This window comes from Flavobacterium sp., assembly GCF_027490375.1.
Lineage (GTDB): Bacteria > Bacteroidota > Bacteroidia > Flavobacteriales > Flavobacteriaceae > Flavobacterium.
The window spans coordinates 35,123-51,186 of record NZ_JAIXYH010000054.1; the positions used below are offsets into that span (position 1 = coordinate 35,123).

Consider the following 16,064-nt stretch of genomic DNA (forward strand, 5'->3'; position numbering starts at 1 on the left):
GTGAAAACAATTGAATATGGAAATTATTTTAGGAAAGAAAGTAGGCGATTTAGTCTTTGGGATGCTTCCCGCAGAAGTGGAAAATCTTTACGGAACGCCCGATTACAGTTACACCGACGACGATAATGATTTAATTTACATCTACAATCAGCTGCAGTTGCGTTTGGCATTTTACGAACTGGAAGATTTTAAATTGTGTTATGTAATTACTGCAAATCCGAAAGCTGTAGTTCATGAAATCAGTTTTATAGGTATGAATTTGAATGAAGCAACCGATTTATTGCAGCAACAAACTAAGGTAAAGCCGTTTGCAGAACGTTTGGATTTAACCGAATTACTTGTATTCGAGGGAGTGAGTTTTAATTTGGTAGCCGAATTTGGTACGGTTTCTAAATTAGAAATCGGCGTTGCAGTTAGTGATAACGATGAATTTGTTTTTCCGAAGCGTTAAGCTATTCGGTTTGGCGAATAAAAAATGGCTGTTGGAAAAAACCGACAGCCATTTTTCGTTACAATATGTTGTTTTTTATTTTTTTGGAGCTTCTTTAAGTAGTTCTACCTCAAAAATTACTTCGCTATTTGGTGGGATAACGTTTCCGCCACCACGACTTCCGTATGCTAATTCTGCTGGAATGAAGAAGGTAGCTTTATCACCAAAACTCATCATTTTCAAACCTTCCATCAATCCTGGGATGAGTCCGCCTTGCGCTAAGGTGAGTTCAATTGGACGATATGCGTTCATTTTAGCTCTGTTTTCGTCGAATTTACCCCAAGTTTTGCTTGTTTGCTCGTCGCTCGACTCAAACATAGTGCCGTCGGGTAAGTAACCCGTAAAAGGTATAAAAACGGTTTCAGTATCTGTGGGTTTTGTGCCGTTCCCTTTAGTGATCACATAGGTTACGCCACTTTCGGTTTTAGAGCCCGTTGCTTTCAAAGCGGTTAAACGCTGCGCTGTCGACGAGATCAAGTCTTTGTATTGCTCGCGGTACACGCGTTTTTTCTCATCTTCTTGTGCCTGTTTTTGTTTGCGAATCTCTTCTTGTTGCTTGCGAGCTGCTTCTTCGGCTTCTGCAGCTTTCTTATCTTCGTCGGGTTTCGAAGCAAAATAATCGCTCATCACCTTGACGGCATTAAATGATTTAGCAGCCGTTCCAACGCGACGAATCGTTACTTTTTCGATGATATCGTTTTGTTCGATTTTATTCACAACGTCTTGTCCAACCTGAACTTCGCCAAAAACCGTGTGCTTTCCGTCGAGCCAAGGCGTTTCTTTGTGCGTAATAAAAAACTGACTTCCATTAGTGCGCGGTCCGCTGTTTGCCATCGATAAAATACCCGCTTTGTTGTGCTTTAAGTCGGTGATTTCGTCTTTAAATTTATAACCGGGACTTCCGCTACCCGTTCCTGTCGGGTCGCCACCTTGGATCATAAAATCTTTAATCACACGGTGAAATTTAAGTCCGTCGTAAAAAGGTTTATTTTTTAGTTTTTCGTCGGTTACCCAAGTATTCGTTCCTTCTGAAAGGCTTACGAAATTAGCTACGGTTACGGGAGTTTTATCGTAAGCAAGCTTTAAGATAATTGTTCCTTTGTTTGTTTTTATGTCTGCAAATAATCCATCGCCAGCGGCTGGTGTCGGAGTTACTGCTTTTTTAGCAACCGTTGTTTTGGCAGGTGCTTTCTTTACGCCGGGTTTACCACCTTTTTGAGCATAAAGGTTAAATGAAAAAATGAGTAATAAACTTAAGATACTTGATTTCATAGTTTAATTTTCTCCCTTACTCTTTTCGCGATTGCCGGGATTTTCAGGATTTGTCCCGTTGTTGAATTTATTTTACAATTTCAATTTCAAAAACTAAGTCGGTATTCGGCGGAACTACGTCTTTACCAGCTGCTCCATATGCCAAAGCCGCAGGAACAAAAACAATCGCTTTTTCGCCGTACTTTAATTGTTCCACACCTTCAATAAAGCCAGGAACCAAGCCCACTTTATTTCCGTACTGAAACGGAATAGGCGTATAGCCGTTTTGGATTTTACGATTCTGATCGAACATGCCGTATTTCTTTGCTACCTCTTCTACACTCGAATCCAAAAGTATGCCATCGCTGAAATACGCTCCGTAGTGAATATTGATTACGTCGCCCGCTTTCGGTTTCTCTCCCGTCGATGATTTTACAATGTAATATTGTACGCCGGAAGGTAATTTTTTGCCTTTTGCTTTTGCAGTAGCGAATTCCTGTAGCGTTTTCTCGATTACGGCGGCAAATTCTTTTTTGTAACGGAGTTTATTTGCAGCTTCTAACTCGGCACGTTTTTTTGCCTCATCGCCCGCATTTACCATGTATTTTGAAAATTCTGAAACCGCATCGAAACGTTTAGCAGACTCGCCTTTACGGATAATTTTAATCCCAATAATTCCGTCGTCTTGAACAATTTTGTTTACGACATCCATACCTTCGCCAACTACTTTACCAAAAATGGTGTGCTTGCCATCAAGCCAGGGAGTTGCTACATGAGTAATGAAAAATTGCGAACTGTTGGTTCCTGGTCCTGAGTTTGCCATAGCTAGTAAACCACCGTTGTCGAAACTAAACGGAACTTGTTCGTCTTTAAACATATAGCCAGCATCGCCACTGCCGTTTCCAAGCGGATCGCCGCCTTGAATCATAAAGTTTTGAATCACGCGGTGAAATTTAAGTCCGTCGTAAAAAGGTTTACCCTTCTTGTCGCCAACAACAAATTTATTGGTTCCTTCGGCTAAAGTCACAAAATTAGCAACAGTTACCGGAGCTTCTTTGTAAAACAAGGTCGCTACAATTACGCCTTTTGTAGTTGTTATTTCAGCGTATATGCCGTCTTCTAAATCGGCGTACTTATCAGTGCACGCAAACAGCGTAAATAAAAGTGCAAAAGAAATTAGTTTCTTCACTGTTTTGGAGTATTTGAATTAGTATTTACTTGTGTTTCAGGTTTAAAATCGTGTAGCGTTACGGTACATGCAATGGTTGTATTTGGACCAATTCTCTTGGTATCGCCTCTAAAACCGTATGCCATGTGCGAAGGAAATAGAAATGTGACCACTTCTTTTTTCTTCATCAGTTTTATGCCGTCGCGCAAGCCCATTAATATATTTTGTTTATCCACGGCATATGTTTGCGGACGCAGCTCAACTTCTGAATAAATCACGTTGCCGTTTAAATCGGAAATAGAATAGTCGAAATACGCAACATCGCCTTTCTTGGGTTTAAGCGTATCGTTTTGGTTTTTATTTTCATAAAAGTACCAGTATCCTTTGCTGCTCGCGAGGTATTTAATCTTCGGATTGCTTTTGATTACCGAATCGATAGCTGCTTCTTCTCGGCCAACGAGTTTTTTGTTGCGTTCAACCGACTCCCGCATAAAAGTTCCCGATGTTCGCGAAACGGGCATTCGAGCTTGTTGCTGCGAGCAGGCCGATACAACCAGTAGGATTAGGAGGCTCAATATGTATTTTTTCATGATTATATGTCTAATTTTAAGACCAGTTCTTCAAATTTTTGTAACGTTTCTGTTAAGCTAACATTCGATTTTCCACCCGCCGCATTAATATGCCCGCCGCCGTTAAAATGTGCTCTTGCAAACTGATTCACATCAAAATCGCCTTGCGAACGAAACGATATTTTAATAATTTTTTCATCCGTGTGTTCAATAAAAATCGCCGCAAATACAATGCCTTTTATCGACAAGGCCAAATTTACTAAACCTTCCGTATCGCCTTTAACATAATTAAACGCATCCAGCTCGGCTTGCGACAATTTCGTGTATGCCGTTTTCTTTTCGGGAAATACCTTTAAATTCTGCAAGCTGCGCCCCATCAATTGCAAGCGGTCGGCCGAGAAATTATCGTGAATGTTCGAATAGATTTTAGCGTGATCGATGCCGGTTTGCATCAAATGCGCAACGGCTAAATGTGTGCTAGGTTTTGTAGCAGCAAATCGAAATGAACCTGTGTCGGTTATAATTCCCGTGTATAAACAAGCGGCAACGTCTTTGTTCACGTATTCTTGCCAACCTAATCCAACAGCCAAGTCGTATATCATTTCGCAAGTCGATGCATAAGCGGTATCTGAAAACGTGATTTGTGCATACGTATCGGGCATTTGGTGGTGGTCGACCATCACGTAAAACGCCGATTTGTTTTTCAGTGCGTGTTCCATATCGCCTGCACGGTGAAATGCATTAAAATCGAGCGTAAAAATGGTATCGCAGCTGTTTAACAGTGCCGTGGCAGCGGAATTTTGTTCGTCGAAAACAACAACGCGTTCCGATTCGGGCATCCATGCTAAAAATTCGGGATAGCGATTGGGTGTGAAAATTTCGATTTTATGTCCGAATTGCTTCAATAAATGATATAAACCGAGCGATGAGCCCATAGCATCGCCATCGGGACTTTTATGGGTTACAATACCAATTTTCCCAGGATTGGCGAGCTGTGTACGTAATTTCTCTAAAAGCGCTTCATTCATGCGACGAAAATACAACTTAAACGCACTTTTTAGACGTTTTCGTGAATTTGGATTAGAAAAAATTAACAAACCTTTCGTTGTTTGAAGGTAGTTTTTCAGTTTTTATGGGGTGCCGGCGGTGCTATCGTAGCGCTTCGCAAACGTGTCATCGAACCGCCGTCGCGCTATCCGCTGTATTTTTTTGGCGCACGTTTGGTGGAAGCTCATTTACGCCAAAAAAGATGTCGCTGCTATCGCTCACCCGGAAGTAGTGGAAAGATAAAAAGAATAGAAAAAATAGAAAAAAGCGAAAGAAGCTAAAAAGCTAACAGCTAACAGCTAAAAAGCTAAAAAATAGAAAAAAGTGAAAATGGAGCACGATGTTTCACAAAGTTTTTCACGATGTACACAATGCTGCATTCGACAAGCTGCCTTCAACACGCTCAGGCACCGACGATGCGCGGATTAGGTTGGGAAAAACGATACGGGAAGTGGTGAAAGTCGCTGATTCTTAGTACTTAATACTCCCATCTTAATACTAACAAAAAACCTCTTTGCGACCTTTGCGTAAATCTTCGCGTTCTTTGCGGTTAGCCTTCGACATGCTCAGGCACCAGCCTTCGACATGCTCAGGCACCGGTCGACGATACGTGGGTTCAGTCGGGAAAAAGATACGTTTAGTGGTGAAATCATCGAGTCTATCCCGATAGCTATCGGGACTAGCTTCTCAAAAAGGATACGTACAAGGGTGAACGTCACAAAGTCTTAATAATCAAATCTTAATACTCAAATCTCCATCAGCCTTCGACAAGCTCAGGCACCGGCCGACGATACGTGGTTAGGTTGGGGAAATGAAACGTAAAAGGGTGAATTCATCAAAGTCTATCCCGATAGCTATCGGGACTCATGTCTAGCTTCTAGCCTCTAAAAAAATAGCCTTCGACAAGCTCAGGCGACGACGATACGTGGGTTAAATTGGGGGAAATGATAAGTGAAGTGGTGAACGTCCTGAAGTCTAGCTTCTCGTGTCTAGCTTCTATTATCTAAAAAACGACACGTAAAATGGTGAATTCATCTCACTGCGGTAAGGACAGCAGCGGAAAGCGTGTGCGCGCCTTTGCGTACCGTTGCCGAGGGGCGGTAGCGACGGCAGAAGCTACAAGCACAAGTGCAACGGCCGCAAAGGCGAAACACCTTGCAGCGAATGGCCTGACGGCGGCAAAGAGCTTCCACCGAACGTTTGCCGCCGGACCGCCCAAAATAAGCAACTTCGTTTTATCGCATACAAGGTTAATGTTATCTAAAAAGTGCCAACAAAAACCTGAGTAAACCGTGATTATTTGATAATTTGCAGCATCACGCGGGTCGATCCATTATTTTTTAATTCCTATTTTAGCCTGCAGTTACTATTCATTATGATTTCAGAACACGAATTTGAAGTACAGTTGCAAAGAATAATCGATCAGGCTTTGCTGGAAGATGTGGGTCCGGGCGATTACAGTTCGCTGGCATGTATTCCGGAGGCAGCAACCGGTCGTGCGAAATTGCTCGTAAAAGAAGCGGGGATTATCGCCGGTGTTGCTTTTGCTCAAATGATTTTCAAAACGGTAGATCCAGACTTGCACGTGGATGTTTTAATTTCGGACGGCACTCCCGTTCAAATTGGCGATGTGGTGCTGCACGTTAGGGGGAAGTCGCAATCGATTTTAAAAGCCGAACGCACCGTACTGAACAGCATGCAGCGCATGAGTGCGATTGCTACTAAAACCAATAAATTCGTTCAACTGCTGCAAGGAACTTCGTGTAAAATTTTAGACACGCGCAAAACGACTCCGAATTTTAGAGCGGCAGAGAAATGGGCCGTGAAAATTGGCGGCGGCGAAAATCATCGTTTTGCGTTGTACGACATGATCATGTTGAAGGATAACCACAATGATTTTGCGGGATCGATTACCAATGCCATTCAAAAAACCAAGGATTTCTTGCAAGAACATGGTTTGGATTTGAAAATAATTGTGGAAGCCAGAAACATTGCCGAAGTACAAGAAATTCTAGATGCCGGCGGTGTGTTTCGGATTTTGCTCGACAACTTTAGCTTTGAGCAAACCCGTGAAGCCGTTGCTTTGATTGGCGATAAAACCCGTACCGAATCGTCGGGTAACATAAATGAAAAAACAATTCGCGCGTATGCCGAATGCGGCGTGAACTACATTTCGTCGGGTGCGTTAACTCACTCGGTTTACAACATGGATTTAAGTTTAAAAGCCTTTTAATGTTGCTACAAGACAAACCGTTATCGTTTGAAAAATGGCCGGTTTTGAAGCCGATAATTTCATTTTTAGATAGATGGAAGCTCGGTTTTATGGGCGATTTATCGCTGTATCGTTTGTTGAAAATCTATGGCGTGGGAATTGCCGAAAGCGCCGTTTCGTACCGTGCGGGAGCCATTGCCTGGAGTTTCTTTATGGCGCTGTTTCCGTTTGCACTTTTTGTATTAAACTTGATTCCGTTTATTCCTATTCCCAATTTTCAGGACGATTTTCTAGAATTTGTAGCAGGCAGCGTGCCACCAAATACGTACGACGCCATTTCCGTTATCTTGTTCGATATTATGAATAACAGTAATAGTTCTTTATTGTCGTCTGGATTTTTATTGGCAATTTTTTTGCAAGCTAACGGTGTTAATGCCATCTTAGGCGGTTTTGAACATTCTAAGTACTACGGGAATAAGCGCAGCTTCTTTCGGCAGTATTTTGTAGCGATGGGCATTTCTTTTCTATTGATCTTTTTTCTGATTCTTACGGTTTCGGGTGTCGTTGTTTTTGAGGTTTTTGTGCAGAAATCTAAAATTCAGAGTGTTATTTCCGATCGGATTCAATTGTTGGAAATTGGGCGTTATTTGTTTCTAGCTTTAATGATCTTTCTGACAGTGAGTACTTTACTGAAATATGGTGCCAGACGTTCGGAGCGCTTGCCGTTTTTTAGTATCGGTTCGGTGGTTACAACTTTAATTGTAATTCTCACCTCATTTTTATTTGGTATTTGGGTCGAGAAGTTTGCGCAATACAACGAATTGTATGGTTCGATTGGCACACTTTTAATTCTTATGTTTTATATTTGGTTGAATTCAATGATTCTTTTATTGGGATTTGAACTTAATGCGGTTATTCGAACTTTAAAACGCGAAAACACCTAAATACTTGATTTTCGTGCATTTGTTTAATTGTAAGTAAGAAATTATGAAATTGTTTTACAGCAGTAGATTATTCTCAAGACCGACATTTTCGGTGCTTTTTTTTATGTTGTTTTTCCAACTTTCGATCGGACAAACAGTTCTTGGAAAATGGAAAACGATAGACGACCAAACAGGTAAAGCCATGTCGATTGTGGAAATTGTGGAACGAAACGGAAAAATAGAAGGTCGGGTGATCGATATTTTAAATCCGGCTAACAAAAACCGACGTTGCGAGAATTGTGACGGGGAAAATAAAAATAAGCCAATTTTAAATCTCAGAATTATTGAAGGTTTAACTAAAGATGGCAATGAATACAGCGGCGGACATATTTTAGATCCGAAGACAGGAAAGAAATACAAATGCTACATAACCTTAGAAAATAAGGATAAATTAAAGGTACGAGGCTATATAGGATTTTCGCTCTTAGGACGAACCCAATATTGGCATCGCGTTCATTAAACTATAATACATGCCATACATTAATGTGGTATTGCCCTTGGCGGTTAATACTGCTTTTACCTATTTCGTAACCAACGAACAACTTTCCCAGCTGCAAATTGGTATTCGAGTTGTTGTTCCGTTCGGGCAAAGAAAGTTATACACTGCTTTGGTGAGCGAATATGATGTGCCCGCTCCACAAGTCTACGAAGCTAAACCCATTCACGATATTTTAGACGAGAGTCCGATTGTTACCAAACCGCAACTGCAACTTTGGCTTTGGATTGCCGATTATTATATGTGTAGTGTAGGCGAGGTTTTTCGAGCAGCCATGCCAAGCGCACTTCTTTTAGCCAGCGAAACCATTGTCAGCGCCTTCGATACAAATCCAGACACTAACGCACTCGACGACGATGAGTATTTAGTGTACGAAGCAATGCAAGTAAAATCGTCGCTAACGATTGCCGAAGTTGAAAAAATCATCGGTAAAAAGGTATCTTTTAAAAAATTGCAGCGATTGATTTCCTCTAAAGTAGTGAAGCTAGAAGAAGAGGTAAAAGAAGTGTATAAACCAAAATTAGTGAGTTATATCCGACTTGCGGAAGCTTTTCAAGACAAAGAAGCGTTGCCTTTGTTGTTGCAGGAATTATCCCGGGCAGAAAAACAAAAAATGGCCGTACTGGCTTTTTTCGATACCCAGAAAAAAACCGATAAACACATTAGTTACAAAGAGTTTGTGTCGCAAGAACGGGTGTCGCAATCGGCAGTCGACTCATTAATCTCCAAAGGTGTTTTTGAGAAGTATTACATTGAAACATCGCGATTATCGGGCAATTTTTCTAAAGGGAGTTCTGCTATCTCACTTTCAGCAGCACAGGCAAAAGCCAAGCAAGAAATTACCGACGCCTGGGCGAAAAGCGAAACGGTTTTACTCAAAGGCGTAACCGCTTCGGGAAAGACAGAAGTTTACATGTCGATTATTAACGATTTGCTTAGTACAGAGAATCAAGTGTTGTATTTGTTGCCAGAAATTGCGCTCACGACTCAATTAGTAGGTCGCTTACGTAAGCAGTTTGGGAATAAAGTTGCGGTTTATCATTCTCGATTAAGTATTAACGAGCGCGTCGAGGTTTGGAAGCAAATTTTAGAGCGAAAACCCGAAGCACAAATTGTAATCGGAGCACGATCGGCATTGTTTTTGCCGTTTAGCAATTTGGATTGTATTGTTATTGACGAAGAACACGAACCTACATTTAAGCAGCAAGATCCGGCGCCGCGTTATCATGCTCGCGATGCCGCCTTAGTTCTGGCTCGATTTGCAGAAGCTAAAGTGTTGCTGGGTTCGGCTACGCCATCTTTAGAAAGTACGTATAATGTAAAAACGGCCAAGTACGGATATGTGGAACTAAACGAGCGTTACGCATTACAGCCTTTACCACAGGTCGAAATTGTTGATTTAAAAGACAAGCAAAAGCGGAAATTAATGACCGGGCATTTCAGCGACACGTTGTTGGAAGCCATTCGCGAAACTTTGGAACAGAAACAACAAATAATATTGTTTCAAAACCGTCGTGGGTACTCGCCTATAACGGAGTGCATTACCTGCGGCCATGTTCCGCATTGCAATCAGTGCGATGTAGCACTCACGTACCACCAATCTAAAAATCAGTTGCGTTGCCACTATTGTGGGTTTTCAGTTCCGCAGCCGGTAAGCTGTTATGCGTGTAAGAGTCAGACTTTAATACACAAAGGATTTGGAACGGAGCAAATTCAAAACGAATTGCAAGAGTTGTTTCCGAATATCCGTGTTTTGCGAATGGATCAAGATTCTACTTCCGGGAAGTTTGCCTTTGAGAAGATCATCGATTCGTTTAAAAATCGGGAAGCTGAAATTTTAGTCGGCACGCAAATGGTTGCCAAAGGTCTTGATTTTAGTGCCGTAACCTTGGTTGGGATTATGGACGCCGATTCAATTTTATATCAATCGGATTTCCGTGCTAACGAAAGAACATTTCAGCTGTTCACGCAAGTAGCGGGTAGGGCAGGGCGTAGCACGAATCCGGGCAAAGTGATTTTGCAAACGTATAATCCGTTTCATTTTGTATTGAAAGATTTTATCAATAACGATTATGCGACTATGGTAGATCGCGAGCTAGAAGAACGGCAGCAGTTTTATTATCCTCCGGTATTTAAATTGGCAAAACTTACGTTTAAGAGCAAGAACTTCGAACTTACGCAAGTTGCCGGAACTTGGTTTGCAAACGCACTTAAAGAGCATACGCGCGCGCAGGTGTTAGGTCCGATTGAGCCGGCTGTGGGTCGTATTCGCAACGAGTATTTACAACATTTAATGGTTAAATATGCGAAAGGTGCTGCGGAAAAGGATTTAAAGGAGAAATTGCGTAAAATCCGAAGTAGTTTCGAAGCAATTGCGCAGTTTAAATCTGTGCGTTTGATTGTGAATATCGATTATTACTAGGTTTAGGTTAAACTCAAGGCGCGTTTCAGATCGTCTTTTTTATTCCGCGAAAGCGGTATTTTAATTGTTCCGATCTCGGCATATTTCGAATTAAACTTTTCGACTTTATCGATATTAACGATAAACGATTTGTGTACACGAACAAAGCGCTCGCTAGGCAAATCATTTTCGAACGATTTCATCGTGGAAAGCACTAAATGCGTTTCATCGTCGGTGATTACTTTGATATAGTCGCCGTACGCTTCTACGTATTTAATCCGATTGGTAAAAACTTTGAGTTTTTTGAGTTTGCTTTTAATGAAGATGTGTGTTCCGTCTTCCTCAGGAGCATCTTTCAGTAGCGAATACTGCTGCAAAGCTCGGCGTATTGCCGCATCGAATCGGGCGTTAGTGATGGGTTTTTGCAGGTAATCGGTGGCATCGTAATCAAAAGCTTTAACGGCATAATCGGGTTTGGATGTAATGAAAATGACTTGCGGTTTCTTTTTAAGACCGTCGAGTAAATCAAATCCGTTGATTACGGGCATCTCGATGTCGAGGAAAATGAGATCAACCTCATTATACGACATAAAGTTTTTTGCTTCTATAGCATTAGAGAACTCGCCAACTAATTTTAAATGTAGTGAATTACTAACGTGTTTATTTACTACCATTCGTTGTATGGCGCTGTCATCTACTATAACACAGTTTAATTTCACACTCATATTTGCAATTTATATTTGGGATGGTCTAAAATAGCTACTAATATCTGAATACACTAGCATTTCCAAGAAAAATATTGCAGTTCGTCGATATTTTTTTTGGAATGGATTTCGTTTAAATAAAATGATTACTTTTGCACCCACTTTAACAAAATAATTTATTTGTTTATGAATCAATACGAAACTGTTTTCATCTTGAATCCCGTTTTATCTGAGACCCAGGTAAAGGAAACAGTAAGCAAGTTTGAAGATTTTCTTACGAGCAGAGGTGCAGAGATGGTAGCTAAAGAAGACTGGGGCTTAAAGAAGCTCGCTTATGAAATCCAACACAAGAAAAGTGGTTTTTATCACTTATTTGAGTTCAAAGCACCTGCAGAAGTGTTAATCGCTTTCGAAACTGAATTCAGAAGAGATGAGCGCGTAATGCGTTTCTTGACTGTTAGTTTAGACAAACACGCGATTTCTTGGGCAGAGCGCAGAAGAGAAAAACTTAAAATTGCTAAAGCTTAATTATTATGGCAACATTACAACAATCGGCTTCAGGTAAGAAAGACGGAGATATCCGTTACTTAACCCCGCTAAACATAGAAACAAACAAGACAAAAAAATATTGTCGTTTCAAAAGATCTGGTATTAAATACGTAGATTATAAAGACGCAGATTTCTTGTTGAAATTCGTAAACGAGCAAGGTAAAATTTTACCACGTCGTTTAACTGGAACCTCATTAAAATATCAAAGAAAAGTATCTGTTGCTGTAAAAAGAGCGCGTCACTTAGCGCTTATGCCTTACGTTGCAGATTTATTAAAATAAGAATCAGAAATTATGGAACTTATACTTAAACAAGACGTACCTAATTTAGGTTTTAAAGACGACGTAGTTTCTGTGAAGCCGGGCTACGGCAGAAACTTCCTTATTCCTCAAGGTTTTGCTCAGTTGGCAACTCCTTCTGCTAAGAAAGTTTTGGCTGAAAACCTAAAGCAAAGAGCACACAAAGAAGCTAAAATTGTTGCTGATGCGAAAGAAAAAGCAGAGGCACTTAAAGCTCTTGAAATTAAAATCACTGCAAAAGCAGGTGGTGAGAAGCTTTTTGGTTCAATCACTAACATCGATATCGCTGATGCACTTGCTAAAAGTGGTCACGAAATCGAAAGAAAATTCATCACTTCAGGTATCGTGAAAAGAACTGGAAAGTACAGCGCTACCGTACGTTTACACAGAGATGTAGTGGTTGAATTAGCTTACGAGATTGTAGCTGAAAACTAATTTTCAATTATAGAATACATTAAATCCCGTCTCGGCGGGATTTTTTTTTACCATGAAATACCTACGACTTTCCCGACCGCAATTCGAAGAACTTGCCGACGAGTTTGCGAAATTCCTAGCAGTACAATCAATAGATAAGCAACAATGGGACGAAATTAAGGCGAACAACAGCGCCGAAGTCGAGCGCCAACTCGATAACTTTTCCGACTTCATTTGGGACGGTGTACTCAGCAATACCGCATTCCTCGAACATTTCACCAAAAGCATTGTTTTTCTCTTTAAATGTTCCGAAGAAAATATACAAGCTATTGTAATCAAATGCGCCGATCCAAACCTTGATCTTACAACTGCCAAAGGAGTTAACGCTATTTCTGATTCGCTTTTTACCGATTTGTTTGAAATTCAGTCTGGTGCCAAGAACTACACTCCCGATCGAAACACCGCTATTTTTGAAATCATCAAACAAGGTGCCTTTATTTCCGACGGAGAAATGTTCTTGCAAATCGATGCCGTAATTCGCGGATAAAATCTGCTTTTTATTTTTATCTTAGTTGAGTATTAGCACTCAATTGAATGGACATCAAAGAACAGATCACTGCCTTACGAAACGAGCTCGATAAACACAATTATCAATATTACATTTTAGATCAGCCGTTGATTTCAGACACGGAATTCGATCTAAAAATGAAACAACTTCAAAAGTTAGAATCCGATTTTCCCGAATTCGACGATCCCAATTCTCCCTCAAAACGTGTAGGTGGCGGAGTCACAAAGAATTTCGAAACTGTGGTGCATTCCAACCGAATGTACTCACTCGAAAATGGATACAACAGCGAAGAGGTAGTTGACTGGTACAATCGCATTCTTAAAAGTACCGGACGTACAAGTGTAGAACTCGTTTGCGAACTCAAATACGACGGTGCTTCCATAAGTTTGGAATATTTAGATGGTGTTTTCCAACGCGCCATTACACGAGGCGACGGTTTTCAAGGTGATGACGTCAGCGAGAACATTCGAACCATCAAAACAATTCCTTTGAAATTACATAGCCAGCATTTTAAAGGCTTTAGTGTGTTTCGTGGCGAAGTAATTTTGCCCATTGATGGATTCAATAAGCTAAACGAGATTCAAGAAAGTAAGGGATTGCCGCTGTATGCAAATCCGAGGAATACCGCTTCGGGAACACTAAAATTGCAGGACAGTACCGAAGTGGCAAAACGTCCGTTGGAGTGTTTAATTTACGGCGGAATTACTGAGCAATTTGCCAAGAAACACAGCGAATTTTTACAACATGCAGCAACTGCTGGCTTTAAAGTTCCGAGCAGCTACCGCGTTTGCAGTTCTATTGATGAGGTTTTTACTTTTCTAGATGAATGGGACGTAAAGCGACATGAACTCCCGTACGAAACCGACGGTGTTGTGATTAAAGTCAATGAGATTTTCTTACAAGAGGAAATTGGATACACAGCTAAAAATCCGCGTTGGGCACTGGCTTATAAATTTAAGACCGAAACAGCCGTTACGCAATTAAAAAGTGTTTCCTACCAGGTGGGTCGGACAGGTGCAATTACGCCTGTTGCGAATCTCGAGCCGGTGCAACTCGCCGGAACAACGGTTAAACGCGCTTCGTTGCATAATGCCGACCAGATTGAAAAACTAGATTTGCATATAAACGACTATGTTTTTGTTGAAAAAGGCGGCGAAATTATCCCTAAAATAACGGGGGTTGATTTCACCAAACGCAACGAAACGACGGAGAAAATTATTTTCATTGAGCATTGCCCCGAATGTAGTTCGATACTTAGCCGAGCCGAGGGCGAAGCCCAGCATTATTGCACAAACGACAGTAGTTGTCCGCCGCAAATAATCGGAAAAATCGAGCATTTTATTTCGCGGAAGGCGCTCGATATTGATGGTCTTGGTGGCGAAACGGCAGCGCAGTTATTTCGTGAAAACCGCATCAAAAATGTAGCGGATTTGTACGATTTAAAACTCGACGATTTACTGCCACTGGAACGTATGGCAATGAAATCGGCACAAAACTTACTTGCTGGTGTTGAAGCCTCGAAATCGGTTGGTTTTGAACGCGTTTTATTTGGTTTGGGAATCCGACATGTGGGTGAAACGGTGGCAAAGAAATTAGCTCAACATTTCAAAAACATCGATAACCTGGCCGCGGCAACTGTTGAACAACTACTTGAAATTGATGAAATTGGCGAACGTATCGCGAACAGTGTCGTTAGTTTTTTCGGTACGGAAAGTCAGCGTGAGATGGTAAGCCGTTTGCGCACTGCGGGCTTGCAATTTGAAATTAATCAAGAAGAGCTGTCTTTGTTAAGCGACACGCTAGCAGGGCAGGCTGTGGTTATTTCAGGCGTATTTAGCACGCACAGCCGCGATGAGTTGAAGTTACTAGTTGAAAAACACGGAGGAAAAATGGTATCATCTATTTCGGCGAAAACCTCTTTTGTATTGGCTGGTGAGAACATGGGACCGGCTAAACTAGAAAAAGCCAAACAATTGGGTGTGAAGATACTAGACGAACAAACCTTTTTAAATCTAATTAATGAAAATTAAGAGCCCAACCTTGATATTGTATTGGTTATCAAGCATCAGTTTTGTAACCTTTTTTATGTTAGGCTGGGATTATTCAGCACTTATTGCAAAATCTTGCGTAGTCCCTTCTATCGGAATGTACTATTTGAATAGTAGAAACGGCAAATTTAGTTTCCTTCCGATAAGCATTTTCCTTTTATGCTACACGGGCGACGTTGCAGTGCTTATCGACCAGGAGGACTTTTTCATCTATTCCGCTTATGCATTTTTGATTGTTTATAGTTTGATGCTCATTTATGCTGTGAAAGATCTCAAACATGTTACTTATAAAAGACGGGATATACCAGTTATACTAGTTGTTACTGGTTCTTTAATATATGTGGTCATTTCTGTTTTAGAGATGCAATTTAGCAATCCAAAAGGACAGAATTTCCTGTATCTCATTTATGCTTTGGTGCTTACTGTTTTATCGATTTTAGTCTTTGCGGGTTATACGGCAAAAGGCAGTTTACAGTATTTGAGTTTTGGCTTAGCTACAACCTGTTTCATCTTATCTGATATTTTCTATTCTATAAAGAGCTTTTACGTTTATTCCGATCTACTGCAGTTATTAACTTTAGCAATGCAAATGCTTTCCTACTTCTTTTTAGCCAAGTATTTCATTATGCGTGAAGCCGAAGAAGCTCGAAAGTTGCAAAAGAAGTTATCATTAGATTAATTGGCCACGTAACGTATGGTTTAACAGCATTTAGTATTAAGATTAGAGTATTAAGATTAGAGTATTGAGACTTCGATGAATTCACCACTTTACGTATCATTCACCCACCCGAACCCGCGTATCGGCGGTACCTGAGCTTGTTGAATGCTTAACCGCAAAGAACGCGAAGATTTACGCAAAGTTCGC

General features: G+C 40.9%; 17 protein-coding genes. 12 read left to right on the top strand and 5 right to left on the bottom strand.

What is annotated here, in order from left to right; all coding sequences use genetic code 11:
• Nucleotides 1-16 precede the first annotated feature (16 nt).
• Entirely contained in the window at nucleotides 17-451 is a 435-nt protein-coding gene (locus tag Q0064_RS06635) for a hypothetical protein (RefSeq protein WP_298146136.1), read from the top strand.
• A gap of 75 nt (nucleotides 452-526) precedes the next feature.
• Here Q0064_RS06635 and Q0064_RS06640 read toward each other — a convergent pair whose 3' ends face one another.
• The 4 genes from Q0064_RS06640 to Q0064_RS06655 form a co-directional block, all read right to left on the bottom strand.
• Nucleotides 527-1,762 (bottom strand): peptidylprolyl isomerase, encoded by a 1,236-nt coding sequence (locus tag Q0064_RS06640; protein ID WP_298146138.1) that lies wholly within the window; start codon nucleotides 1,760-1,762, stop codon nucleotides 527-529.
• A gap of 67 nt (nucleotides 1,763-1,829) precedes the next feature.
• Entirely contained in the window at nucleotides 1,830-2,930 is a 1,101-nt protein-coding gene (locus Q0064_RS06645; protein ID WP_298146141.1) for a peptidylprolyl isomerase, read from the bottom strand.
• Nucleotides 2,927-3,499 carry a gliding motility-associated peptidyl-prolyl isomerase GldI gene (gene gldI, locus Q0064_RS06650; RefSeq protein ID WP_298146144.1) on the bottom strand — a complete coding sequence of 191 codons (573 nt, stop codon included), beginning with the start codon at nucleotides 3,497-3,499 and terminating at the stop codon, nucleotides 2,927-2,929. Before gldI ends, Q0064_RS06645 begins: the two co-directional genes overlap by 4 nt.
• 2 nt (nucleotides 3,500-3,501) lie before the next feature.
• The gene (locus Q0064_RS06655; protein ID WP_298146147.1) at nucleotides 3,502-4,506 is read right to left on the bottom strand and encodes a bifunctional oligoribonuclease/PAP phosphatase NrnA; all 1,005 of its coding nucleotides are present in this window, start codon (nucleotides 4,504-4,506) and stop codon (nucleotides 3,502-3,504) included.
• A gap of 359 nt (nucleotides 4,507-4,865) precedes the next feature.
• Between Q0064_RS06655 and Q0064_RS06660 the strand changes: the two genes are divergently transcribed.
• The 5 genes from Q0064_RS06660 to priA all read left to right on the top strand — a co-directional run bounded on the left by Q0064_RS06660 (nucleotide 4,866) and on the right by priA (nucleotide 10,638).
• A complete protein-coding gene (locus tag Q0064_RS06660; RefSeq protein WP_298146151.1) occupies nucleotides 4,866-5,000 on the top strand; it encodes a hypothetical protein in 135 nt (44 codons plus the stop codon).
• A gap of 900 nt (nucleotides 5,001-5,900) precedes the next feature.
• On the top strand, nucleotides 5,901-6,758 hold the full coding sequence (nadC, locus tag Q0064_RS06665) for a carboxylating nicotinate-nucleotide diphosphorylase (protein ID WP_298146154.1): 858 nt from the start codon (nucleotides 5,901-5,903) through the stop codon (nucleotides 6,756-6,758).
• Entirely contained in the window at nucleotides 6,758-7,681 is a 924-nt protein-coding gene (locus Q0064_RS06670; protein WP_298146157.1) for a YihY/virulence factor BrkB family protein, read from the top strand. Before nadC ends, Q0064_RS06670 begins: the two co-directional genes overlap by 1 nt.
• Nucleotides 7,682-7,784: 103 nt before the next feature.
• Nucleotides 7,785-8,180, top strand: coding sequence for a DUF2147 domain-containing protein (locus Q0064_RS06675; RefSeq protein ID WP_298146176.1), 396 nt, complete (start codon nucleotides 7,785-7,787; stop codon nucleotides 8,178-8,180).
• A gap of 10 nt (nucleotides 8,181-8,190) precedes the next feature.
• On the top strand, nucleotides 8,191-10,638 hold the full coding sequence (gene priA, locus Q0064_RS06680; RefSeq protein ID WP_298146160.1) for a primosomal protein N': 2,448 nt from the start codon (nucleotides 8,191-8,193) through the stop codon (nucleotides 10,636-10,638).
• 2 nt (nucleotides 10,639-10,640) lie between these two features.
• Here the strand turns inward: priA and Q0064_RS06685 are convergent, their stop codons facing one another.
• Nucleotides 10,641-11,336 (bottom strand): LytTR family DNA-binding domain-containing protein, encoded by a 696-nt coding sequence (locus Q0064_RS06685; RefSeq protein WP_298146178.1) that lies wholly within the window; start codon nucleotides 11,334-11,336, stop codon nucleotides 10,641-10,643.
• 171 nt (nucleotides 11,337-11,507) lie between these two features.
• On the opposite strand from Q0064_RS06685, the gene rpsF reads away from it, so the two are divergent.
• Genes rpsF through Q0064_RS06715 form a run of 6 tightly spaced genes read left to right on the top strand, consistent with a single transcriptional unit; the run spans nucleotide 11,508 to nucleotide 15,878 of the window.
• Complete coding sequence (gene rpsF, locus Q0064_RS06690) at nucleotides 11,508-11,849, top strand: 30S ribosomal protein S6 (RefSeq protein WP_094486678.1); 342 nt, start codon at nucleotides 11,508-11,510, stop codon at nucleotides 11,847-11,849.
• A 5-nt stretch (nucleotides 11,850-11,854) separates the two neighbouring features.
• Nucleotides 11,855-12,151 (top strand): 30S ribosomal protein S18, encoded by a 297-nt coding sequence (gene rpsR / locus Q0064_RS06695; RefSeq protein ID WP_094486677.1) that lies wholly within the window; start codon nucleotides 11,855-11,857, stop codon nucleotides 12,149-12,151.
• A 12-nt stretch (nucleotides 12,152-12,163) separates the two neighbouring features.
• Entirely contained in the window at nucleotides 12,164-12,604 is a 441-nt protein-coding gene (rplI, locus tag Q0064_RS06700) for a 50S ribosomal protein L9 (protein WP_094486676.1), read from the top strand.
• A 52-nt stretch (nucleotides 12,605-12,656) separates the two neighbouring features.
• A complete protein-coding gene (locus Q0064_RS06705) occupies nucleotides 12,657-13,130 on the top strand; it encodes a DUF6495 family protein (protein WP_298146165.1) in 474 nt (157 codons plus the stop codon).
• Between the two features lie 47 nt (nucleotides 13,131-13,177).
• Nucleotides 13,178-15,181 carry an NAD-dependent DNA ligase LigA gene (ligA, locus tag Q0064_RS06710; protein ID WP_298146168.1) on the top strand — a complete coding sequence of 668 codons (2,004 nt, stop codon included), beginning with the start codon at nucleotides 13,178-13,180 and terminating at the stop codon, nucleotides 15,179-15,181.
• The gene (locus Q0064_RS06715) at nucleotides 15,171-15,878 is read left to right on the top strand and encodes a lysoplasmalogenase family protein (RefSeq protein WP_298146171.1); all 708 of its coding nucleotides are present in this window, start codon (nucleotides 15,171-15,173) and stop codon (nucleotides 15,876-15,878) included. Before ligA ends, Q0064_RS06715 begins: the two co-directional genes overlap by 11 nt.
• Nucleotides 15,879-16,064: the final 186 nt, after the last annotated feature.